20 protein-coding genes and 2 pseudogenes are annotated in these 21,786 nt (G+C 69.2%); 16 read left to right on the top strand and 6 right to left on the bottom strand.

What is annotated here, in order from left to right:
* Window positions 1-15 precede the first annotated feature (15 nt).
* Entirely contained in the window at window positions 16-699 is a 684-nt protein-coding gene (locus tag LVQ62_RS15635) for a hypothetical protein (protein ID WP_233762992.1), read from the bottom strand.
* Window positions 700-958: 259 nt separating this feature from the next.
* Between LVQ62_RS15635 and LVQ62_RS15630 the strand changes: the two genes are divergently transcribed.
* From LVQ62_RS15630 to LVQ62_RS15615, 4 genes are all read left to right on the top strand, one after another.
* Window positions 959-1,852, top strand: coding sequence for an SDR family oxidoreductase (locus tag LVQ62_RS15630; RefSeq protein WP_370639638.1), 894 nt, complete (start codon window positions 959-961; stop codon window positions 1,850-1,852).
* Window positions 1,849-3,702 carry a glycoside hydrolase family 15 protein gene (locus LVQ62_RS15625; RefSeq protein ID WP_233762990.1) on the top strand — a complete coding sequence of 618 codons (1,854 nt, stop codon included), beginning with the start codon at window positions 1,849-1,851 and terminating at the stop codon, window positions 3,700-3,702. The genes LVQ62_RS15630 and LVQ62_RS15625 overlap by 4 nt, the downstream gene beginning before the upstream one ends.
* A 20-nt stretch (window positions 3,703-3,722) precedes the next feature.
* A complete protein-coding gene (locus LVQ62_RS15620; protein ID WP_233762988.1) occupies window positions 3,723-4,472 on the top strand; it encodes an SDR family oxidoreductase in 750 nt (249 codons plus the stop codon).
* A gap of 152 nt (window positions 4,473-4,624) precedes the next feature.
* A complete protein-coding gene (locus LVQ62_RS15615; RefSeq protein ID WP_233762986.1) occupies window positions 4,625-5,218 on the top strand; it encodes an SDR family NAD(P)-dependent oxidoreductase in 594 nt (197 codons plus the stop codon).
* Between the two features lie 12 nt (window positions 5,219-5,230).
* Here the strand turns inward: LVQ62_RS15615 and LVQ62_RS15610 are convergent, their stop codons facing one another.
* Entirely contained in the window at window positions 5,231-5,731 is a 501-nt protein-coding gene (locus tag LVQ62_RS15610) for a MarR family winged helix-turn-helix transcriptional regulator (protein ID WP_233762984.1), read from the bottom strand.
* A 150-nt stretch (window positions 5,732-5,881) separates the two neighbouring features.
* Between LVQ62_RS15610 and LVQ62_RS15605 the strand changes: the two genes are divergently transcribed.
* Window positions 5,882-7,639: a chloride channel protein gene (locus LVQ62_RS15605; RefSeq protein ID WP_233762982.1), complete on the top strand. Its 1,758-nt coding sequence runs from the start codon at window positions 5,882-5,884 to the stop codon at window positions 7,637-7,639.
* A 195-nt stretch (window positions 7,640-7,834) separates the two neighbouring features.
* Here LVQ62_RS15605 and LVQ62_RS15600 read toward each other — a convergent pair whose 3' ends face one another.
* Genes LVQ62_RS15600 through LVQ62_RS15590 form a run of 3 tightly spaced genes read right to left on the bottom strand, consistent with a single transcriptional unit; the run spans window position 7,835 to window position 10,187 of the window.
* A complete protein-coding gene (locus LVQ62_RS15600) occupies window positions 7,835-8,620 on the bottom strand; it encodes a MerR family transcriptional regulator (RefSeq protein WP_233762980.1) in 786 nt (261 codons plus the stop codon).
* 29 nt (window positions 8,621-8,649) lie between these two features.
* Complete coding sequence (locus LVQ62_RS15595) at window positions 8,650-9,408, bottom strand: ABC transporter permease (protein ID WP_233762978.1); 759 nt, start codon at window positions 9,406-9,408, stop codon at window positions 8,650-8,652.
* A complete protein-coding gene (locus LVQ62_RS15590; protein WP_233762976.1) occupies window positions 9,405-10,187 on the bottom strand; it encodes an ABC transporter ATP-binding protein in 783 nt (260 codons plus the stop codon). Before LVQ62_RS15590 ends, LVQ62_RS15595 begins: the two co-directional genes overlap by 4 nt.
* A gap of 97 nt (window positions 10,188-10,284) precedes the next feature.
* On the opposite strand from LVQ62_RS15590, the gene LVQ62_RS15585 reads away from it, so the two are divergent.
* The 4 genes and pseudogenes from LVQ62_RS15585 to LVQ62_RS15570 all read left to right on the top strand — a co-directional run bounded on the left by LVQ62_RS15585 (window position 10,285) and on the right by LVQ62_RS15570 (window position 15,252).
* On the top strand, window positions 10,285-10,842 hold the full coding sequence (locus tag LVQ62_RS15585) for a hypothetical protein (RefSeq protein ID WP_233762975.1): 558 nt from the start codon (window positions 10,285-10,287) through the stop codon (window positions 10,840-10,842).
* Between the two features lie 144 nt (window positions 10,843-10,986).
* Window positions 10,987-12,428, top strand: a pseudogene (locus LVQ62_RS15580) (ammonium transporter).
* On the top strand, window positions 12,425-12,763 hold the full coding sequence (locus tag LVQ62_RS15575) for a P-II family nitrogen regulator (RefSeq protein ID WP_179479744.1): 339 nt from the start codon (window positions 12,425-12,427) through the stop codon (window positions 12,761-12,763). The pseudogene LVQ62_RS15580 and the gene LVQ62_RS15575 overlap by 4 nt, the downstream one beginning before the upstream one ends.
* Window positions 12,764-12,894: 131 nt before the next feature.
* On the top strand, window positions 12,895-15,252 hold the full coding sequence (locus tag LVQ62_RS15570) for a [protein-PII] uridylyltransferase (RefSeq protein ID WP_233762970.1): 2,358 nt from the start codon (window positions 12,895-12,897) through the stop codon (window positions 15,250-15,252).
* A gap of 19 nt (window positions 15,253-15,271) precedes the next feature.
* On the opposite strand, the pseudogene LVQ62_RS15565 reads toward LVQ62_RS15570, so the two are convergent.
* A pseudogene (locus LVQ62_RS15565) lies at window positions 15,272-15,550 on the bottom strand (VOC family protein); the annotation flags it as partial.
* Window positions 15,551-15,650: 100 nt separating this feature from the next.
* Here LVQ62_RS15565 and LVQ62_RS15560 point away from each other — a divergent pair.
* The 7 genes from LVQ62_RS15560 (at window position 15,651) to LVQ62_RS15530 (ending at window position 21,776) form a co-directional block, all read left to right on the top strand.
* Window positions 15,651-17,591 (top strand): glycoside hydrolase family 55 protein, encoded by a 1,941-nt coding sequence (locus tag LVQ62_RS15560; RefSeq protein WP_233762968.1) that lies wholly within the window; start codon window positions 15,651-15,653, stop codon window positions 17,589-17,591.
* Window positions 17,592-17,647: 56 nt separating this feature from the next.
* A complete protein-coding gene (gene ffh / locus LVQ62_RS15555; RefSeq protein WP_233762966.1) occupies window positions 17,648-19,243 on the top strand; it encodes a signal recognition particle protein in 1,596 nt (531 codons plus the stop codon).
* A gap of 105 nt (window positions 19,244-19,348) precedes the next feature.
* Window positions 19,349-20,287 (top strand): tyrosine-type recombinase/integrase, encoded by a 939-nt coding sequence (locus LVQ62_RS15550; RefSeq protein ID WP_233762964.1) that lies wholly within the window; start codon window positions 19,349-19,351, stop codon window positions 20,285-20,287.
* Window positions 20,284-20,763, top strand: coding sequence for a hypothetical protein (locus LVQ62_RS15545; protein ID WP_233762962.1), 480 nt, complete (start codon window positions 20,284-20,286; stop codon window positions 20,761-20,763). Before LVQ62_RS15550 ends, LVQ62_RS15545 begins: the two co-directional genes overlap by 4 nt.
* Window positions 20,764-20,866: 103 nt before the next feature.
* The gene (locus LVQ62_RS15540) at window positions 20,867-21,163 is read left to right on the top strand and encodes a hypothetical protein (RefSeq protein WP_233762959.1); all 297 of its coding nucleotides are present in this window, start codon (window positions 20,867-20,869) and stop codon (window positions 21,161-21,163) included.
* 128 nt (window positions 21,164-21,291) lie between these two features.
* Complete coding sequence (locus tag LVQ62_RS15535; protein ID WP_233762957.1) at window positions 21,292-21,564, top strand: hypothetical protein; 273 nt, start codon at window positions 21,292-21,294, stop codon at window positions 21,562-21,564.
* Entirely contained in the window at window positions 21,561-21,776 is a 216-nt protein-coding gene (locus tag LVQ62_RS15530) for a hypothetical protein (protein ID WP_233762955.1), read from the top strand. The genes LVQ62_RS15535 and LVQ62_RS15530 overlap by 4 nt, the downstream gene beginning before the upstream one ends.
* Window positions 21,777-21,786: the final 10 nt, after the last annotated feature.

The following is a 21,786-nucleotide window of genomic DNA, read 5'->3' as shown; positions in this document are numbered from 1 at the left end:
ATCAGCAGCGGTCGGCTACCGGATGGACGCGTCGGACATTCTCGGACGTTCGAGATAGGGGAGCCCTGGGAGCGGCGCGTGCGATGCGGCGTTCGCCACGACATTGGCCGGCACCCATCCCCAGCCGCCGTCGGAGTCGTAGGCGATGTCGGCCTGGGTGTAGAGCCATATCTGAGCCACCGGCGCGCCCGCGTCGCCTGCATCCGCAATCCCGTGCGTCTGCCCGAGGAACCAGTTGTTGCCGGCGTGCAGGAAGCCGGTGCGGCACGAGCGGGCGTTCGGTTCGGCGTACGTGTGGGTGCCTGCCCACGTGCAGCACACGCAGGCCTGGACGACGACGGGACCGGTGCCGCTGTCCGCTCGGTGACGCTCTGGCAGCAGCACCGGAACGGTGTGCAGTCCTCTGGCACGCCGGCTGCGGACCCGGGCGTTCTCCGTGGGCAGCTGCAGATCCTCGTCCGCGCGGATGCGACGGGTCAGGACGCCGTCGAAGAGGCGGTCGAGCGCGAGCGCCCATTCGTGCGCCTCCCGCGGGGTGGCGCCGAGGGCCAGGACGAGGGTGTCGAGCCGGTCCGCCGGCGGCAACGACGTCCCGGCGAGATAGCCGTGCAGAGAGGACCGGGGGATGCCGGTCGTCCGGACGAGGCTGTCCAGACCGATGCGCTGCCGCGATGCCCCTGCTGCGGCGCGGCGTCGCAAGTGGTCCAGTGCGAGGACGAAATCTGCTTGATTGCAGATCGATTCGGGCCGCGGTCTAGTGCAGCTCGTGGCGTGTCCGGTCACTCGAAACCCCCGAGAATTCAATGGTTTTCCCGTGCAATGGATCGAGAATGTACGCGCGCCACCTTGAGATCCGAGGAATCCGCACCGGTTGATCTCGTTGATCTCGCAGAGCGATACGGGCCGTCAGATGCGGGCGCCACCATGAATCTGCGATCAGGTGTAGATACTGAGGCGTATGGCTGACCAATACACTGTGACCGACCCGACCAAGATGTATGCCGACATCGAGACCACCGCGCAGTCCCAGGACGGTCCCGGCCTCGACGCCGTCCTGAACGACAAGGCCGATCTAGGGGAGGAGACCTACCGCGGCAGCGGGCGGCTGCAGGGCCGCCGGGCATTGGTCACTGGCGGCGACTCCGGCATCGGTGCGGCGACCGTGATCGCGTTCGCGCGCGAGGGAGCCGACGTGGTCATCTCCTATCTGCCCGAGGAGGAGAAGGACGCTCAGCGCATCAAGGGTCTGGTGGAGGACGCCGGTCGCAAGGCCGTGCTGGCGCCGGGCGACCTGACGGACCAGGGCTACTGCACCTCGCTGGTCGAGACCACCGTCCGTGAGTTGGGCGGCATCGACATCGTGGTCTCCAACGGTGGCCGTCAGCAGCATGTGGAAGAGCTCGCCGACCTGACCGCCGAGCAGTTCGACGACACGTTCAAGACGAACGTCTACGCGCTGTTCTGGATCGTCAAGGCCGCCCTGCCGCACCTGCAGCCGGGCTCGACCATCATCGGCACCTCCTCCATCCAGGCCTACCAGCCCTCCCCGAACCTGGTCGATTACGCGACGACCAAGGCCGCCATCAACACGTTCTGCAAGGGCCTGGCCCAGCAGGTCGGACCGAAGGGCATCCGCGTGAACGTCGTGGCGCCGGGTCCGGTGTGGACGCCGTTGCAGACCGCGGGCGGGCAGCCGCAGGAGGAGCTGCCGGAGTTCGGGCAGTCCACGCCGATCGGTCGTCCGGGCCAGCCGGCCGACCTCGCTCCGGCGTTCGTCTATCTGGCGTCCGCCGAGTCCAGCTTCGTGTCGGGGGAGACCCTTCACGTCAACGGCGGCATGCCCACTCCATGACCCCACCCCGTTGGGCGAACACCGCGGCGCAGCCGGTCTGGCACGGGGGCGACCCCGTGCCGGGCCCGCTCGACGGACGCGACGACGCCGGGTACGCCGACCTGCGCGACTACGCCTCGATCGGCGACGGCCGCACCATCGCCCTCATCGCCCGTGACGGCAGCATCGACTGGCTCCCGCTGCCCAACCTGGACTCCGTGCCGCCGTTCGGGGCGTTGCTCGACGCCGAACAGGGGGGACACATCGCCCTGGCCCCCGTCGAGGAAGCCACCGTCGAACGCCGCTACGTGCCGGGCACCAACGTGCTGGAGACGACGTACACCACCGCGAGCGGGCGGGTCCGGGTCACCGACTCGCTCAACACCGGTCTCGCGGGACGGCTGCCGTGGTGCGAACTGGGGCGCCGGATCGACGGATTGGAAGGCAGCGTCCCGCTGCGCGCTCACGTCGTCCCAGGCACCTGCTTGAACACCGCCTCGCCGTGGGTCTATGACTCCGTGCACGGCAAGGTGCTCCGGCTGGACGGCCTGACGATGGCGGTTCGCACCCTCGCGGAGGAATCCGTGCAGGTCACCGCGCGCTCGATCACGGTGGAATACCGCACGAGCCCCGGGTCGCGTCACCTGCTCGGCCTGACCAGTACCGACAGCGAACCGCTCTACCTGCCCACCCCGCAGGACATCGACGACGGCGTGGACCGCACGATTGCGAACTGGCGCGCCTGGAGCGACGCGTTCGTGTGGGACGGTCCGTGGCAGGAGGAGGTGCAGCGCAGCGCCCTCACGCTGAAGCAGCTGATCTTCGCGCCGACGGGCGCGCTCGCGGCGGCGGCGACGACCTCTCTTCCGGAGTCGCACACGAAGGACAAGAACTGGGACTACCGCTACTCCTGGGTGCGGGACACGGCGTTCTCCCTCACCGCGCTCTTCCGGTTCGGGGTCCGTGAGGAGACACATGGTGCGATCAGTTGGATGCTGCGGATCCTGCGCGAGCAGGGGTCCCAGCCGCAGGTGCTGCAGCGTCTGGACGGTGCCCAATGCCAGGACGAGATCACCACCTACGACGTGCCCGGATGGCGGGGAGCAGGCACGGTGCGGTCCGGCAACCAGGCCTCCGATCAGCTCCAACTGGGCATCTACGGCGACATCTTCAGCATCGTGCAGCTCTACGTCGACAACGGCAATGTGCTGGACGAGGGCACCGGCCGGTTGCTCACCACGGTCGCCGACCTCGCATGCGACACGTGGCGCAGCCCCGACTCCGGCATGTGGGAACTGCCCGACGAGCAGCACTACACGACGTCCAAGCTCGGCTGCTGGCAGGCGCTCACGCACGCGGTGCACCTGGCCGAGATCGGGCAGATCCCCGGCAGCGTGGACCGATGGCGTCACGAGGCCGACGAAATTGCGCAGTGGGTGAGCCGGCACTGCTGGAATGAGGACCTCGGGGCGTACGAGTGGTACCCGGGCAGCGGAATGCTCGACGCGTCGATCCTGCTGCACGCGATCAGCGGCTTCGACCGCGGCGAGCGGATGTCGCGCACTCTCGACGCGCTGGCGAAGCAGCTGGGCGACGGGCCGCTCCTCTACCGCTACAGCGGCGTCGACCAGGAGGAGCTCACCTTCACAGCCTGCTCGTTCTGGCGGGTGTCGGCTCTTGCGCTCGTCGGCCGGGTGGAGGAGGCGCGTGACCTGATGGACGAGCTGGTCGGCACCCTGAACGACGTCGGCCTGCTCTCGGAGATGATCGACGCCCGCACCGGTGCCTTCGGCGGCAACCTGCCGCAGGCGCTGTCGCACCTGGCACTGGTCAACGCGGCCATCACGGTGCACGGCGAAAGTGACGGGTGACAACAGAGGGTGACGGTGCGATGACCTTGAAGCAGGGTGCGGTGGCGGTCGTGACCGGCGGGGCTCGCGGCATCGGCCTCGCCGTCGTGGAGGCGTTGCTGACCAACGGCGTCCGGGTCGCCTGCCTCGATCGACCCGACGCGGACTTCACCGCGGTGCAGGCGGCCGCGTCCCACCACGGCGTGCGGTGCGCGAGGTTGGGAGCCGACGTGCGCGACCAGGACGCCGTACGGCGGGCGGTGCACACCGCGACCGATCTCGGGCTCGTCCGGTATGCCGTCAACTGTGCGGGCGTCGACGGGCTGCAGCCCTCCGACCAGGTCACGGGCGAGGCGTGGAAACGCGTTATCGACATCGACCTGGACGGGGTGTTCTTCTCCTGCCAGGCCGAGCACGAGGCGATGCGCGGGGGGCCGGGATCGATCGTGAACATCGCGTCCATGTCGGGGCACATCGTCAACCGCGGGACCGATCCGCACGTCGCGTACGGCGCTGCCAAAGCCGGGGTGATCCATCTGTCGAAGGGGTTGGGCGTCGAGTGGGCGCCTCAGGGCGTGCGAGTCAACTCGGTCAGTCCGGGGTACGTGCACACGGAGCTGACGGCCCACAACGCACCGGAGGTCAACGCGACCTTCACGCGGCAGACGCCCATGGCGCGGATGGCGCGGGTGGAGGAGGTCGCCGCTCCGGTGCTCTTCCTGCTCGGGACAGGGGCGGCGTTCATCACCGCCACCGACCTGCGGGTCGACGGCGGTTTCACCGCCTGGTGACGGTGCCGCCTCGGGCGGCAGCACGGTCGCGGCCGTTGTCAGGCCGTAGTGGTAGACCTGGCATCAACGGTCGGACCGATCGGGAACCATGAGCCCGGAAGGCCCGTCCGCAGATGAGGTCTCACACTTCGAGCCGGCATCCGGTGGTCGTCGTGACCGGGGGGACCGCCGGTGTCGGGCGGGCCCGCGTGCGTGAATTCGCCGGTGCGGGATACGACATCGCGGTGCTCGCGCGGGGAGCCGCCGGCCTCGCCGGAGCTGCCGCGGACATCGAGGCTGCCGGCCGCCGGGCGCTCACCGTCGAGTGCGACGTCGCTGACCATGACGCGGTCGACGCTGCGACCGATCGTGTCGAGTCCGAGCTGGGACCCATCGAGGTCTGGGTCAACGTCGCGTTCGTCGGCTCGCTCGCCTACTTCTGGGACACCGACCCGCACGAAAGCCGCCGGATGACCGAGGTCACCTACTTCGGGCAGGTGAACGGCGTGCGGTCAGCGCTGCGGGTGATGCGTCCGCGCGACCGGGGCGCGATCGTCAACGTTTCGTTGGCGATGGCCTACCGCTACGACCGCATCGTCGGGCCCTTGTCACGGTCGGTCATCTTCCGGGGACCGGATCTGCCGCCGACCAGCGGCAACGTCTTCGAGCCCACGCCCGGGGGCGAGGGCGAACGGGGCGGCTGGTCGCTGATGTCCCGCCGCAGGGCCCATCGTGCACCGTCGGAGGCGGTCGACTCGTCGCGCTGACGGGATCGAGCGTCACCACCCGAGGGCAGCGGCGTCCTGGTCGATGTGCGGCTCGCGCGCGGCATCGGCGAACGCCCGCAGCGCGACCACCAGGTCATCCCTGCCCTGCACGTCCATGTCCCGCACGATGGCCGCGATGGCACGCCGCCGCCGCGTGGTCACGCGCTGCACCAGTCGTTCCCCGGCGTCGGTCAGTCCGAGCAGCACCTCACGCCGGTCGGCGGCGTTCTCACGACGGGTCACCAGCTGCGACGTCAGCAGGCGGTCGATCATCCGCAAGGCGGTGGAGGAGGTGACCTCGAGCAGGTGGGCGAGACGGGCGAGGTTGATTTCGCCCTGCGCGTGCAGCACGACGAGGGTGCGGAACTGGGTGAGGGTCACCGTCTCCTCGACGGCCTCGAGGGATCGGGCGGACACGCCGACCAGCACGCGGGAGGCGGTGAGGACCGCGGTGACCACCTCGTCCACCTCGGCCGGATGCCCGGTCGCGCGCTCCGGGAGGGATGTCCCCATGATCTGACCGCCTCTGGCTCGATTACCGTCAGTAAGGCTAACAGTTGCATACTGCACCTATGACGGAATCCAGCGCCCCCCTCGTCCCGGCCCGTACCGGCCACGGCCGCGGCGGGCACCTCCGGCCGGTCGCTTCCGCTCTCCACGGGCGTGACCCGGGGTGCGGCGCTGCTGCGGAGCAGTGACAGCGGCCTGCTCCTGCTCGCCTTGATCATCGGGGCGGGAGCGGGACTGGGCGCCGTCGTCTTCCGCTGGCTCATCAAGACGTTCACGCGCGTCCTGTCCGGTCATGCCGACTTCGCCGGGATCGGCCATGCCAGCAATCCGCACGTACCGTGGCTGGGCCCGTACTTCGTGCTGCTCGCGCCCGTGGTCGCCGGTCTGCTCTACGGCCCGCTGGTCTACTTCTTCGCGCGCGAAGCACGCGGCCACGGTGTGCCCGAGGTCATGTACGCCGTCGCGCGCAAGGGCGGGCGGATCGCGCCGCAGGTCGCCGCCGTCAAGGCACTCGCCTCCGCGCTGTGCATCGGCGGCGGCGGCTCGGTCGGCCGCGAGGGCCCCATCGTGCAGATCGGATCCGCGCTCGGATCGACCTTGGGTCGCGTGGTCAAGGTCGCCGAGCCGCGGATGCGCGTGCTGGTCGCCTGCGGGGCGGCCGGCGGCATTGCGGCGACGTTCAACGCACCTCTCGCCGGGGTGTTCTTCGCGATGGAGCTCATCCTCGCGGACTTCGCCGCGCAGTCCTTCGGGATGGTGGTCCTGTCCTCGGTGATCGCCAGCGTCATCGGCCGTGCCGCACTGGGGAACAAGCCCTTCCTGACCCTTCCCACCTTCACCGTCGACCATCTGTCGCAGTACCTCTTCTTCGCCCTGCTCGGGGTGCTCGCGGGCGGTGTCGGAGTGGCTTTCACGCGCATCATGTACTGGATCGAGGACGCGTGCGACTGGGCCTGGCGCGGCCCGGAATGGCTGCGGCCGGCGGTCGGGGGGCTGGTACTCGGCGTGGTGCTGCTCGTCCTGCCGCAGATGTACGGCGTCGGCTACCCCGTGCTGGGCAATGGAGTGGCCGGCAAGTACGCGATCGGGTTCCTGATCGTGCTGCTGCTCGGCAAGGTCGTGGCCACCAGCCTCACCATCGGCATCGGCGGTTCCGGAGGGGTATTCGCCCCGAGCCTGTTCATCGGGGCGATGCTGGGATCGGCGTACGGTCAGGGCCTGCACGACATCCTGCCGGGGGTGGCCGGCTCGGCCGGGGCCTACGGACTGATCGGGATGGGCGCGGTCTTCGCTGGATCCTCCCGCGCGCCGATCACCGCCGTGGTCATCATGTTCGAGCTCACCGGCGAGTACAGCATCATCCTGCCGCTGATGGTCGCGATCGTCCTCGCCACCGGCATCAGCCACCTCCTGACGCCGGACACGATCTACACCCTGAAACTGCGCCGTCGCGGCATCGACCTGGACGCGCCGCCGCACGCCGAGGCGATGATGGGCGAGCTCGTCTCGCAGATCATGGAACCGACCGAGCAGACGGTGTCGGAGCACGAGACGCTGACCGGCGCCGTCCGCGCGCTGGCCGGGTCCCGGCACGGGCAGCTGCCGGTGGTCGACGACGAGGGCCGCTATCTGGGCGTCATCAACCGTCGCGATCTGGCCGAGGCGCTCTCCACGGGCGACCGCGACGTGGACCACGTCGCCGACTGGGTGGAGCATCCGCCCACGGTGACCTGCGACGCGACGATCGAGGCGGCCCTGCCACACCTGGAGGACACGCAGGGGCCCGTACCGGTGCTGGACGCCGGGAGTACCGCGGTCGTGGGGTGGCTCAGCCACCAACAGGTGCTGACCGCCGTCTATCTTCCCGGCGCCGCCGGGATGCCACCGGCGCAGCGGTCGGCGACCTCGTAGGCGTTGCGCGATGCGCCGGAGGGGCTACCCCTGCGAGCGCGCCAAGGGGACGTCGTCGATCCTGCGGCCCAGACCCGCCAGGCCGAAGGTCAGGGAGGTGACGGTCATCAGCGAGCAGGCAATGGTGCCCGGCAGAAGAAGGCGCCGCGTCGGCCTCGCCTCTCAAGAACCAGCCGCTCAACCCGTTCGGCCGATTCACGTCACGCGTGACGTAGTGGCCGTGCGTTCGAGATTCGTCCAGCCGGTCCAGCCGCGAGCCTGTAGCAACGCGAGCAGCGTTCGCGCGGCGGGGACCGCGTCCAGGAAGACGGAGTCGAGCAGGGCCGCCAGATCACGCGGCACTCTGCCGGAGGTGCTCTCCGCACCGTCGGACGCGTCGTACCAGCCCTCCAGCGCGGCGACGAGGTGGTCCGCGACCGCCGGGAGGCGAGGATCGGTGGCGTCCCAGTCGATGGTCGCCGCCATGTCGCGGTAGAGCTCGAGGGTGGCCGGATCGTCGAGCTGCTGGCTCTTCATCGTCATGTAGAACGGCATCTGATCCGGCAGTTGCGCGGCGACGAGGATCCAGGCGTCGCGCTCGCCGGCAACGAACCGCTCGGCGAAGCCCAGCTCGTGCAGTCTCTCGAGGTAGGCGACCGCCTCGGCCGGGAGCGCGAGGCTGTCACCGGCGGCGAGCTGGGCGACCAGTCGCAGGTGGCGCTGTCGCTCGCGGATCTCGGCCCGCAGGCGGCGGCTGACATCCTCCACCGCCGCCGCGAACGCCTCGTCGTCCGCGAAGAGCAGCTCCCGCACCCTCGCGAGTGGCACGCCGGCGTCGGCGAGCGTACGGATCCTGATGAGCTCGACCACCGCGCCCGCGTCGTAGCGCCGGTATCCGGACGCGTCCCGCTCGGGCTCGGCGAGCAGCCCCGTCGCGTGGTGGTGCCGCACCGCCCGCACCGTCACACCGGCGTACGCCGCGAGCTCGCCGATCGTCAGCATGACCCTTCTCCTCCCGTGCGTCCGACCGGTCAGGTGAGCCTGCTGCGGTAGGTGCGCGTCGCCAGGACGACCGCGAGGAGCAGAAGCCCGCTGCACCAGGCGAGCGCGATCCAGACGTCGTGGCCGACCGGCTGCTCGGCGTACAGGTGACGGATGGTGTTCACGATCGAGGTGACCGGCTGATGTTCGGCGAACCACCGTACCGGGCCGGGCATCCCCGAGGTCGGCGCGAACGCGGAGCTGACGAACGGCAGGAAGACGAGCGGGTAGGAGAACGCGCTCGCGCCGTCGATGGACTTCGCCGTGAGCCCGGGGATGACCGCGAGCCAGGTCAGCGCGAGCGTGAAGAGCACCAGGATGCCGACGACGGCGAGCCATGCGCCGAGGCCCGCGCCGGAGCGGAAACCCATCGCGATCGCGACCAGGACCACGAGCACCACCGAGATCGCGTTGGCGACCAGCGAGGTGAGCACATGCGCCCAGAGCATCGCGGATCGACCCACCGGCATCGACTGGATCCGTTCGGCGATGCCGCTCGACACGTCGGTGAACACCCGCAGTGCGGTGTACGCGACGCCCGACGCGATGGTGATGAGCAGGATCCCCGGCAGGAGGTAGTCCACATAGCTGCCGCCGGTGTGGATCACCCCGCCGAAGACGTAGACGAAGAGCAGCAGCATGGCGATCGGGGTGATCGAGGTGGTGATGACCGTGTCGGGGCTGCGCAGCACGTGACGCAGCGAACGGCCCAGCAAAGCAACGGTGTTGGCGAACGAAGTCGTGTTCATGACTGGCTCCTCACGGACGCGTCGTCCCGGTCGCCGACGATGGACAGGAAGATCTCCTCGAGGGTGGGTTGCTTCTCGACGTATTCGACCTGGGCCGGGGGAAGCAGCGTCTTGAGCTGGGCGAGCGTGCCGTTCGCGATGATCCGGCCCTCGTGCAGGATGGCGATCCGATCGGCGAGGTGCTCGGCCTCGTCGAGGTACTGGGTGGTGAGCAGCACCGTGGTGCCCCGGTCGGCGAGATCGCGCACGATCGCCCAGACGTCGAGCCTCGCCTGCGGGTCCAGGCCCGTGGTCGGCTCGTCCAGGAAGAGCACCTGCGGGTCGCCGATGAGGCTCATCGCGATGTCCAGGCGGCGGCGCATCCCACCGGAGTAGGTCGACACGCGCCGAGTGGCGGCGTCGGTGAGGCCGAACCGTTCCAACAGGTCGTCGGCGACGGCCCGTGGGTCCTTCATCCGGCGCAGCCGGGCGATCAGGACGAGATTCTCCCGGCCGGTCAGGATCTCGTCCACCGCAGCGAACTGCCCTGTGAGGCTGATGGATCGGCGTACGTCGGCCGCCTCGGCGCGGACGTCGTACCCGTTGACGGTGGCGGAACCCTCGTCAGCCTTGAGCAGCGTCGACAGGATCCGCACGGTGGTCGTCTTGCCTGCTCCATTGGAGCCGAGCAGGGCGAAGACGGTCCCTGCCGGGACGCTCAGATCGACGCCCCGGAGCACGTCATGGTCGTTGTAGGACTTGGTCAGCCCCGCGATCTCGATCGCTGTTCTCGTGGTCATGCGAGCACTGTGCAACCCTGACGCTGCGTCAAGGTCAAGCCGCCGCAGCATCGTGATGGTCGAGCTGCCCACCCCGACCTGGGTTAGCGTGTGCGGCGTGCTCGGACCGGCTCGTGTCGCGTCATCGGGCCCGTGGGCATGGTCGTTCCTGATCGGGCTGTCCATCTCGATCGTGGTGAGCCTCGCGTGGTGCGCGCTGCTGGCCCGTATCCTGCACCGGCGACGTACCGGGGCCTGGAAGCCGCAGCCGGGCGGGCGTACGGCGGTGCAGCGTGCGTTTCGCCGCCACCCCGGCATCGCGCTGGCAGTCGTCACCGCGATCATCGCCGTCGCGTGCTGGGGCCCGCTGTGGCCGCCGGACCCGGCCTACCACCAGTGGCGTCTCGCGCACGGGACGGTCTACTTCACCCGGAAGGTGCGCGTCGACACGGGGCGGGAGACCGCCACCTACACCGTGGCGTCGATGGGCGACCAGAACTACGCCCTGGTCGCCAACTCCTCGCACCGGCACATCGTGTCCGGCGACTACCTGACGATGCGCTGCGAACGGGTCTCGCGACACGTCACCCCGTTCGCGTTCGAGTGCCGGGTCAGCGGCGACTCCCCGAACCCGGAGTTCGCGTCCGTCCTGCAGCAGAGCGGCATCACGCCCTGACACCACCCCGCAGCCCACGTCTCGTCTCGAGCATCGAGACGGCTGTCTCGCGCAACGGTTCTTTAACACCGCGCCCCGAGTCGCAACACTCCCGTAACACGTTGTGCGTCCGGGTGAAACGCCGCTCCCGGACAGTGATGGCCCATGACGACCCTCTCATCACTGGCGACGGCCGATAAGCCGTTCATCGACAGCGGGAACACCGCGTGGGTGCTGGCCGCGGCCGCCCTCGTGCTGTTCATGACCCCCGGACTGGCGTTCTTCTACGGCGGCATGGTCCGCACCAAGAGCGTCCTCAACATGATGATGATGAGCTTCATCAGCATGGGCACGGTCGGCACCGTGTGGGTGCTCTGGGGCTACAGCGAGGCCTTCGGACCCGACCTGGGCGACAAGGGCTTGCTCGGCAATCCCTTCAAGGAGTTCGGACTGCACGGCGTCCTCAGCGCGATCTATGGATATACCCCCGCGTCCGGGGGCAACCCCGCCGCCGGCGGTATCCCCGGGTCGGCATTCGTGGCGTTCCAGGTGGTCTTCGCGATCATCGCGGTGGCCCTGATCTCCGGCGCCATCGCCGACCGCGCGAAGTTCACCACCTGGACCGTGTTCACCGTCCTGTGGGCCACGCTCGTCTACTTCCCGGCAGCGCACTGGGTCTTCGCCTTCAGCGGGTACGCCGCCAAGACCGGCGGCTGGATCGCGAACGGCGGTGGATTCCTGCACGGGCACGGCGCGTACGACTTCGCCGGTGGCACCGCGATCCACATCAATGCCGGTGCGGCGGGCCTCGCCCTCGCACTCGTGCTCGGCAAGCGGATCGGCTTCGGCAAGGACCCGATGCGTCCGCACAACCTGACCCTGGTGATGCTCGGCGCGGGCATCCTGTGGTTCGGCTGGTTCGGTTTCAACGCCGGGTCCGCTCTCGGCGCCGGCACGCAGGCCGCCGGTGTCTGGGTCAACACGCTCGCCGCGACCTGCACGGCGATGCTCGGCTGGCTCATCGTGGAGAAGGTGCGCGACGGGCACCCGACCTCCCTGGGTGCCGCCTCCGGCGTCGTCGCCGGACTGGTGGCCATCACCCCGGCCTGCGCCACGGTCACCCCGGTCGGCGCCCTGATCGTGGGACTCGCCGCCGGCTCGATCTGCGCCTTCGCGGTCGGTCTGAAGTTCAAGCTCGGCTTCGACGACAGCCTCGACGTGGTCGGCGTGCACCTGGTCGGTGGTCTGGTCGGCACCCTGCTGATCGGCCTGCTCGCCAGCGTCAACAGCCCCACCGGTCTGGCCGGAATCAAGATGCAGGAGGGTCTCTTCTACGGGGAGGGTTCCTGCAGCTGGGCGTCCAGGCGGCCGCCGCGATCAGCGTGATGATCTTCTCCTTCGTGGTCACCTACATCATCGGATTCGCCCTGGAGAAGACCATGGGCTTCCGGTTGCACGAGGATGACGAGGACGCGGGCATCGACTCCGCCGAGCACGCCGAGACCGGCTACGACCTGGGCAACCTGTTCAGCGGCCGGATGGGCGTCGGCTCGCACGCTGTCCCGCATGACGCCCGCCACCACGACGAAGAGGAAGTGAAGGCATGAAGCTGGTCACCGCCATCATCAAGCCGTTCAAGCTGGACGAGGTCAAAGAGGCCCTGGAGGCCTACGGCATCGCCGGAATGACGGTCAGCGAGTCCAGCGGGTACGGTCGCCAGCGCGGGCACAGCGAGGTCTACCGCGGCGCCGAGTACACCGTCGACTTCGTGCCCAAGGTGCGCGTCGAGGTCATCGTGGAGGACATGGACGCCGGGAGCGTCGTCGACGTGATCGTGAAGGCGGCGCAGACCGGCCGGATCGGTGACGGCAAGGTGTGGACCGTGCCGGTCGAGGACGTGGTCCGGGTGCGTACCGGGGAGAAGGGCGCCACGGCGCTCTAGACCTCCGCCCGGCAGCAGCACCGCGCACGAGATTGGCCGGCGTCCCGTCCGTCGACGGGACGCCGGCCACCGTCCGTACGGGCGAACACGTCTGCCGCGCAACGCCGTACGTCGACGAAGGGGAGACGACCATGGGAACGATCCCGGTGGATCACACAGGCAAGCGACTGGATCTCGCGGGCACCCGCGACTTCACCCGGCCCGGAGCCGGTGAGCAGCGGCGTGCCCGCCTCGCGGCGTACGGACGCAGCTGGCTCGGCGACCTGTGGGACGAGGCGGTCGCGCCGTTGCGCGGCACCCACGATCAGGGGGTGGCCCTCGCGGCCGTCGGGAGCCTGGCCCGCGGGGACGGCGGCCCGTTGAGCGACTACGACCTGGTGCTGGTGCACGACGGTCGGTCGATGGACACGGCCGAGGTGACGGCGCTCGCGGACCGCATCTGGTATCCGGTGTGGGACGCCGGGGTGCGCCTCGACCACAGCGTGCGGACCCTGGGGGAGTGCCGCAGCGTCGCGTCGGCGGACCTGTCCGCCGCGGTCGGGATGCTCGACCTGAACTGGATCGCCGGCGACCCGCTGGTCGTCTCGGGGATCCGCACCAGCATCGCGCACGACTGGCGTGGCAACGCCCGCAAGCGGCTGCCCGAGCTGCGCGAGAGCCTCGAGGCGCGCCACCAGCGCAACGGCGACCTGACCACGGCGATCGAGCCGGACCTGAAGGAGGCGCGCGGCGGGCTGCGGGACATGACCATCCTGCGGTCCCTCACAGCGGCATGGCTCGCGGACCGGCCGCACGGCGACGTGGACGCCGCGTACGGGCGCCTGCTCGACGTGCGCGACGCGTTGCACGTGGTCACCGGCCGCGGCCGGGACCGCCTCGGCCGCGAGGACCAGGACGGGGTGGCGGCGCTGCTCGGTCACCTGGACCAGGACGCGCTGCTCACCGAGGTCGTGGAGTGCGCGAGGGCGATCAACTTCGCCCTGGACGGCACCTTCCGACGGGCCGCCCAGAGCCAGCGCGCCCGCACCCTTCGGGTGGGTCCCCGTCGGCCGGTGCTCCACCCCCTGGGATACGGCCTCTACGAACACGACGGTGAGGTCGTGCTGGGACAGGGCCTGTCGCCCAGAGGCGATTCGCTGCTGCTGCTGCGCGCCGCCGCGGCGTCCGCACGGCGGCGGCTGCCGCTCGCGCCCGCCACGGTGGCCAACCTGACGCGCGACCTGGTGGAGCCCACCCGACCGTGGACCCCGGAGATCCGGGACGCGTTCGTCGATCTTCTGGCGGCCGGGCCTGGTCTACGCCAGGTCTGGGAGAGCCTCGATCTTGCCGGTGCGATCGCCTTGTGGGTGCCGGAATGGCGGGCTGTACGCAGCCGCCCGCAGCGCAACGCCGTGCACCGCCACACCGTCGACCGGCACCTGATCGAGACCGTGGTGGAGGCCTCGCAGGCCCGGGCGGAGGTCGACCGACCGGACCTGCTCCTCGTGGTCGCGCTGCTGCACGACATCGGCAAGATCGCCGGCGTGCACGACCACGCGGTGGAGGGTGCTCCCGTGGCGGCCAACATCGCGCGTCGGATGGGCTTCGTCGGAGACGACGTCGACATGATCGAGCTGCTGGTGCGCGAGCACCTGACGCTGGTCGACCTGGCGACGCGCCGGGACGCCCAGGACCCGGCGACGGTCCGTGCGCTCATCGACGCCGTCGAGGGTCGCCGCGACATCCTCGACCAGCTGGCCGTGCTCACCCAGGCCGATGCCGTCGCCGCGGGACCCAAGGCCTGGACCACCTGGCGCGCGGAGCTGGTCGCCGACCTGGTGCGGCACACCCGTGCGCAGCTCGGCGAGCACCACACCGTGCCGGCCGAACCCGCCGACGCCAGAGCGCTGCTCGGCCCGGACGCGGTCGACGACGTCGCCATGGGTGTCGCGTACGTCCACATCGTGCCGACCCCGCGGGGTGCGTCCATCCAGATCGCGGACCGTGACCGGTTGGGCCTGTTCGCCGACACCGTCAGCCTGCTGGCGGCAGCGGGTGTCGTGGTGCGGACCGCACGGGTCCGCACCGCGGACGGAATCGCCGTGAACAGTTGGGAGGTGGAGTGCCCTGGCGGCGATCTGCCCAACCCGCAGGACGTCTCGCGCGGGCTCGGCCTGCTGGCCGCGGGCGACCGTGGCCCGCTGCGCGCACTGGAGCGGCGCCGTCGTACGCCGGTCCCGGATGCCCCGACGACCCGCGCCACGGTTATCCCGGGCGGCTCGGCGGACGCCACGGTGATCGAGGTGCGCTCCACCGACCGGCCCGGGCTGCTGCGCGACATCGGTATGACGTTCGCCAAGTGCGGGCTCGCCGTGCGCTCGGCGCACGTCGCGACGTACGCCGGTCAGAGCCTGGACACCTTCTACGTCACCGCTGCCGGTGGCCGTCCCGTCGAGCCTCCGGCCGTCGCGCAGGTGATCGCCGCCCTGATCGACGCCTGCGACAGCTGACCCCGCCACTCCCGCGCGCTCAGCTGGGCTGCAGCTCCTGCGCCAGCATCACGATGATGCCGCTGGGGCCGCGGACGTAGGCGAGCTTGTAGACGTCCTCGTAGGTCGCGACGCCCCGAAGCGGGCCGTAGCCGTGCTTGGCCACGATCCGCAGGGCGTCGTCGATGTCGTCGACCGAGAACGCCACGCGGTGCATGCCGATCTCGTTCGGCACCGTGGGCGCGGACTCGATGGCGGCGGGGTGCAGGTATTCGAAGAGCTCGAGGCGACCGCCCCCGTCCGGCGTCTGGAGCATGGCGCGCACGCTAGCTCCTCGAGAATCGCGATGCGCTCAGATCCCCACGCGGGCGAAATCACGGATGTAGAGTCCGAATTCCAGGCCCAGATAGGGGAACAAAGTGACTTCCAGTGCCTTCGGTCGTACGTCGACCGCTGCCCGCCGTCGGAACCTGCGACACTCCCTGACCCGTGCCGCCGCCATCGCCGCTTCGGCGGCGGTGGCGACCGCCGGCGCGGTCGGTACCGCGGCCGCCGCGCCCGGTCGCACCGGCCCGGCCAGACCCGCCATCAGCGCGAGCGTCCTCGGCCCGAACGTCGTCGTCTTCGACCCGAGCATGTCGACCGCCGAGATCCAGGCGAAGGTCGACGCGATCGCCAACCAGCAGATCACCAACCAGTTCGGCCCTCAGCGGTACGCGCTGCTCTTCAAGCCGGGCACCTACGGCAGCGTCGCCGACCCCCTGAGGGTCCAGGTCGGCTTCTACACCGAGGTCGCGGGCCTCGGCCAGAACCCCGACGACGTAACGATCAACGGTTCGGTCGACGTCTACAACCAGAGCGACGGCACCGCGCTGGACAACTTCTGGCGCTCGCTGTCCAACCTGCACATCGCCGTCACGGGGCCGGGCGGCAACGGGAACAGCGGCTGCTACGCCAACACCGAGTTCTGGGCCGTCTCGCAGGCGGCGCCGATGCGCCGGATGGACGTCACCGGAAACACGACGTTCATGGACTACTGCACCGGGCCGTCCTACGCCAGCGGTGGTTTCGTGGCCGACACGTCCTTCGGAGGCGCCACGCCGATCAACGGCAGCCAGCAACAGTTCTACGTGCGCAACAGCACGATGGGCGGCTGGAGCAACGGCGTCTGGAACCAGGTCTTCTCCGGCGACGTCGGTGCCCCGGCCCAGAGCTTCGGCACGACGAACGCCGACGGCTCGGCAGCGGCGCCGTACACGACCCTCGACACGACCCCGGTCTCCCGCGAGAAGCCGTACCTGTACGTCGACGATCACGGCGCGTACCGCGTGTTCGTCCCCGCAGCGCAGAAGAACTCCAAGGGCACCACGTGGCAGGGCGGTCAGACCCGTGGCCGCTCCCTGCCGCTCAGCAGCTTCTACGTCGCGAAGCCCGGCGACTCGATCGCGAAGATCAACTCGGCACTGGCGCAGGGCAGGAACCTGCTGCTCACCCCGGGGGTCTACGCGACGAACCGGTCGATCGACGTCAAGCGTGCCGACACCGTGGTGCTCGGCCTGGGACTGGCCACCATCGAGCCGGACGCGGGCAATATCGCGATGACCACGGCCGACGTCCCGGGCATCGACGTCGCCGGCATCATCTTCGACGCCGGGGCGAAGAAGTCCCCGGCCCTGCTGCGGGTGGGCAGCAACCACGCGGGTCGGGGCCACGGCAACCCGCACCGCTCCAGCGCGGCCGACCCGACGGCCCTGCAGGACGTCTTCTTCAGGATCGGCGGCGCCCACGTCGGGCGGGTGGACGACGGGCTGGTCGTCAACAGCGACCACACGATCCTCGACGACATCTGGTCCTGGCGCGCCGACCACGGGCAGAACGCCGGCGACGTGGGCTGGACGGTGAACACCGCCGACAACGGGGTGGTCGTGAACGGCGACGACGTCACGGCCACCGGGCTCTTCGCCGAGCACTACCAGAAGTACAACGTCCTCTGGAACGGCGAACGCGGCGAGACCATCTTCTTCCAGAACGAGTTGCCCTACGACGCACCGGACCAGGCCGCCTGGAGCCAGCACGGCGAGCCCGGTTACCCCGGCTACAAGGTGGCGAACTCGGTGCGGACCCACGCCGCCTATGGTCTGGGCAGCTACATCTACACCAACGTCAACCCGTCGCTGCACGCCGCGAACGGCCTCGAGGTGCCGAACACGCCCGGCGTGGCGATGCACGACATGGTCACCATCTCGCTCAACAAGGCCGGGACGATCGACCACGTGATCGATGGTGTCGGTGCACCTGTCACGCCGACCTTCCAGGGACCGAGCGACGTCACCTTCTACTCCAACGGCGCGACGTCCTGACGCGGGTGATGCCGGGCGTGCCGGGCCCGCCGCGAACGGCCCATAAACTGTAGGGCGTGTTCAACACTCTCTCGGACCGGTTGACGGCCACCTTCAAGAACATCAAGGGCAAGGGGCGGCTCAGCGAATCCGACATCAACGCCACCATCCGGGACATCCGGATGGCGCTGCTCGATGCGGATGTCGCGACGACGGTGGTGCGCCATTTCACCTCGCGGGTGCGCGAGCGTGCCCTGGGCGCCGAGGTCAGCAAGGCGCTGAACCCGGGCCAGCAGGTCGTCAAGATCGTCAACGAGGAGCTGGTCCAGATCCTCGGCGGCCAGACCCGGCCGCTGACGCTCGCCAAGCGACCGCCGACCGTGATCATGCTCGCCGGTCTGCAGGGCTCGGGTAAGACGACGTTCGCGGGCAAGCTCGCCCGCCGGCTGCGCGACGAGGGCCACTTCCCGGTGCTGGTCGCCGCCGACCTGCAGCGCCCCAACGCCGTCACCCAGCTCGAGGTCGTCGCGGAGCGCGCCGGGGTGCCGTGCTTCGCGCCCGAGCGCGGCAACGAGGGCGGCGCCGCCCAAGGCGCGGAGGGCACGACGTCGTACGGCGACCCGGTGTGGGTCGCGCAGGCCGGCGTCGGTCAGGCGCGGGTGCGCCAGTACGACGTGGTCATCGTCGACACCGCCGGCCGCCTCGCGGTGGACGAGGCGCTGATGAAGCAGGCGGCCGACATCCGCGAGGCCATCCAGCCCGACGAGGTCCTCTTCGTCATCGACGCGATGATCGGTCAGGCCGCGATCGAGACGGCCCTGGCGTTCCAGCAGGGCGTCGACTTCACCGGCGTCGTCCTGTCCAAGCTCGACGGCGACGCCCGCGGTGGTGCGGCGCTGTCGGTCGCCTCGGTCACCGGTCGCCCGATCATGTACTCCTCCACGGGCGAGGGCGTGAAGGACATCGAGGTCTTCCACCCCGATCGGATGGCCTCGCGCATCCTGGACATGGGCGACGTCCTCACCCTCATCGAGCAGGCCGAGCGCGCGTTCGACCAGCGCCAGTCCGCCGAGATGGCGCGCAAGTTCATGGACGAGGAGGACTTCACCTTCGAAGACTTCCTGGAGCAGATGAACGCCATCAAGAAGATGGGCAACATCAAGGCGCTCATGGGGATGATGCCCGGCATGTCGGGCATGCGCGACCAGCTGAACAGCCTCGACGAGCGGGAGTTCGTCCGCGTCGAGGCCATGGTGCAGTCGATGACCAAGTTCGAGCGCACCCACCCCAAGGCCATCAACGGCTCACGCCGCGCCCGCATCGCGGGCGGCTCGGGCACGACGGTGTCCGAGGTCAACCAGCTGCTGGAGCGCTTCACCCAGGCGCAGAAGATGATGCGCCAGATGCGCCGCGGCGGGGGTATGCCCGGGATGCCGGGAATGGGTGGCATGCCGGGCGGCGGCGGTGCCAAGCGCGGCAAGCAGCAGGTCAAGAAGAAGGGCAAGAGCGGCAACCCGGCCAAGCGCGCGCAGCAGGAGCAGGCCGCGCTGGCCAAGGCATCCGACGCCCGCGAGCGGTCCTTCGGCAACGCGTTCGGCGCGGGCGCTGAGGAGCCGGCCGAGGACGTGAAGCTGCCCAAGGGCTTCGAGAAGTTCCTCGGCCAGAAGGACTGAGGGCCAACCTGCGTTAGCCCCGTCATTCCGGGCGTTTTGTGCCTTATGGCGCTGACTGTAGGCGAGCACAGCGCACGTAGTCAAGGAATCGCTTAGACTGGGCTGGTGGCCGCTTCCGATTCCGCCCTCACGGTCGATGACGTGCGTCAACTAGCCGACTCCTGGGTGGTATCCCTACGGGCAGCTAGGAAGTCCGCGCAGACCGTCGCGGTCTATCAGCGCAGCGTCGAGCAGTACTTGCGCTGGTGCGAGAGTGCTGACGCGCTGCCGATGCGGCGACGGTCGCTCGATGGGTTCATTGCCGACCTGATGGAGAACGGCCGCGAGGCGTCGACCGCCCGGTCTCGGCTGACCGGCGTCAAGAGTCTGACTGCGTGGTTGCTGGCTGAGAACGAGATCGAGCTCGACCCGTTCTCCGGGGTGCAGCGGCCCAAGCTGGACACGAAGGTGCTCGAGCCGCTGACCGACGATCAGATCCGCGCCATGCTCGCCACCTGCACGCTGCGGACCGGCATCGCCAAAGATGCGAAGTTCTGCAACATCCGCGACGAGGCCCTGCTGCGGATCATGGTCGAGACCGGGCTGCGCGCCGGGGAAGTGCTGGGGGTCGCCGCCGATGACGTGCGGTGGCGCGAGAGCCCGCCCTACCTGATCGTGCGCAAGTCCAAGACGCATACCGGGCGCATGGTCCCGTTCTCCGCGACGGCTGCTCTCGCGCTTGACCGCTACCTACGGCAACGCCGGACCCATGTGCTGGCTGCCTCGTCCGCGCTGTGGCTCGGTGGGCGCAAGAACACATTGAGCTACGCCGGTCTGTACGACACGCTGGTCGACCGTGCACGGCGCGCCGGTATCGACCACTTCCACCCACACCTGCTGCGCCACACCGCGGCGCATCGGTGGCTCGCCGCCGGCGGGTCAGAATCAGGGCTGATGGCCGTCGCAGGATGGTCACGACCAGACATGCTGGTCCGCTACACCAAGGCTCGACAACAAGATCGAGCCATCGCCGAGGCGCAGGGCCTCAATTTAGGGGAGATATGACCGACGAACGAAGTGAATCCGCCAACGTTGACCTCGAAAGAGCTGCCCAGAACAATCAATTGCGTGATCAGTTGATCGCGCTTGATGCCGGGCCGAAGGAGAGGCTTGATGCGTTTACCTCCTTCACGGCTCGGTGCGGAGGTTGCGGTGACACCGTGTTCTCCGTTATCGAGACGAAGCCCTATCGAACGCTGAGGTACCGCCGGCCGGGGGACGCGCTAACTAGTTCTGAGCAGGCTGAGGGCGAGACCCAGGCCGAACGGCAGATCAATTGGCGGAAGAGCAGCGGAAGTCGAAATATCCGCGCCAACGAGCGAATGTTTGTTGCACTGCCAGATCGGGAAGACTCCGGCACGGCCATCGAATCGATCCTCGGGTTCTGCCGATGCTCTCGGCACCAATGGTCTATGTCGGCGTTGATGACAGAGCTTCGTCGCAAAACGCCACAGGTGACCCTTCCTGTGCATATCGAGTAGTGAAGCGCTATAGTTCCTGATGTAAGCATGTAGGTCCGTGCCGCAGAGTCGGCCGACGCTGGAAGTGGGCACCAGCCAAGTCCCCTGAGAGGGAGTACTTGGCATGTCCAACAAGCTGACCTCAGTCGAACGTAAGCTCATTGGTTCGATCGCTGCGCACCAATCCTGGGCGAACACATCTGATCGTGCGGCCCGAACTGCTCCGGCCCGCCGTGCCCTTGACGCGAGATTTCTCGCTGAAGCTGGGGGCAACGAGGAGCGCGCCGAGCAACTTCGTAAAGCTCACTTTCAGCGCCTCGCGCTGAAGTCCGCCCAGTCTCGTCGCCGTGCCCGTGAAGCTACGGCTGCAGCCGACGCAGCGGACGCGGAAATGTCGGACCTGAGTGGTGACGCTGCGTGAGCGCACGAGAAAGTCGCCCCGGTGTGGGAACCGAGGCGACTCAGAGCAATTCGTCGGCGGACTGCAAGCTCATCACTTACGATACCGAATCCGTCGCAGATATGTCGGCAGCACGGTGGGACGAGTGCATGCGCTGGTATTCCAGCGGTTACTCACGCGGGATTGAGCGTGGCCGCGAGTTGGCCGACGAGGACGCCGCTCGGTTGTGGCAGGAGGCTGGGAAGGTCGTCCGCGGCCTAGCCGGTCGGGACGCACTGGCGGGCACGGAGTGGATGCAGTCGGCGTCGGCGGAGCAGTTGACCGCTGCGGCCGAGCAGCGCCGCACTGATGGTGTGGCCCGGTTTCGTGCCGCGCATGCCGCCGACCGGGCGCAGTGCGCCGCGGGCGGTGGTGTGAGATGACCGGGCACGTCTACGTCTATGACGGCAGCTCGACGCGGTACGTGCTCGCACGAGGCCGGGTGTCGGCCACGCTGAGCACGTACGGCATCCCGGCGATGTGGTCGAACCTCGACCGGGGTCATCTGGTCCGGCGTGAGCGGCTCTCGGAGCTGCTGTGCGCGGTGCAGGCGGATGGTTTCGCCGTGCACCAGGTGGCGGGTGATCCGCGATGACGTTGCACAG

The organism is Allobranchiibius sp. GilTou73 (genome assembly GCF_021391335.1).
Classification (GTDB): domain Bacteria; phylum Actinomycetota; class Actinomycetes; order Actinomycetales; family Dermatophilaceae; genus Allobranchiibius; species Allobranchiibius huperziae.
This window is presented reverse-complemented; position numbering and strand designations above follow the sequence as displayed.

Bases quoted from the DNA above. Each gene is read 5' to 3' on its own strand.
- LVQ62_RS15625 (WP_233762990.1), top strand. From the start codon at position 1,849: ATGACCCCACCCCGTTGGGCGAACACCGCGGCGCAGCCGGTCTGGCAC.
- LVQ62_RS15600 (WP_233762980.1), bottom strand. From the start codon at position 8,620: ATGCTGACGATCGGCGAGCTCGCGGCGTACGCCGGTGTGACGGTGCGG.
- LVQ62_RS15620 (WP_233762988.1), top strand. From the start codon at position 3,723: ATGACCTTGAAGCAGGGTGCGGTGGCGGTCGTGACCGGCGGGGCTCGC.
- LVQ62_RS15575 (WP_179479744.1), top strand. From the start codon at position 12,425: ATGAAGCTGGTCACCGCCATCATCAAGCCGTTCAAGCTGGACGAGGTC.
- LVQ62_RS15535 (WP_233762957.1), top strand. From the start codon at position 21,292: ATGCGCTGGTATTCCAGCGGTTACTCACGCGGGATTGAGCGTGGCCGC.
- LVQ62_RS15530 (WP_233762955.1), top strand. From the start codon at position 21,561: ATGACCGGGCACGTCTACGTCTATGACGGCAGCTCGACGCGGTACGTG.
- LVQ62_RS15630 (WP_370639638.1), top strand. From the start codon at position 959: ATGGCTGACCAATACACTGTGACCGACCCGACCAAGATGTATGCCGAC.
- LVQ62_RS15545 (WP_233762962.1), top strand. From the start codon at position 20,284: ATGACCGACGAACGAAGTGAATCCGCCAACGTTGACCTCGAAAGAGCT.
- LVQ62_RS15595 (WP_233762978.1), bottom strand. From the start codon at position 9,408: ATGAACACGACTTCGTTCGCCAACACCGTTGCTTTGCTGGGCCGTTCG.
- LVQ62_RS15590 (WP_233762976.1), bottom strand. From the start codon at position 10,187: ATGACCACGAGAACAGCGATCGAGATCGCGGGGCTGACCAAGTCCTAC.
- LVQ62_RS15610 (WP_233762984.1), bottom strand. From the start codon at position 5,731: ATGGGGACATCCCTCCCGGAGCGCGCGACCGGGCATCCGGCCGAGGTG.
- LVQ62_RS15540 (WP_233762959.1), top strand. From the start codon at position 20,867: ATGTCCAACAAGCTGACCTCAGTCGAACGTAAGCTCATTGGTTCGATC.
- LVQ62_RS15570 (WP_233762970.1), top strand. From the start codon at position 12,895: ATGGGAACGATCCCGGTGGATCACACAGGCAAGCGACTGGATCTCGCG.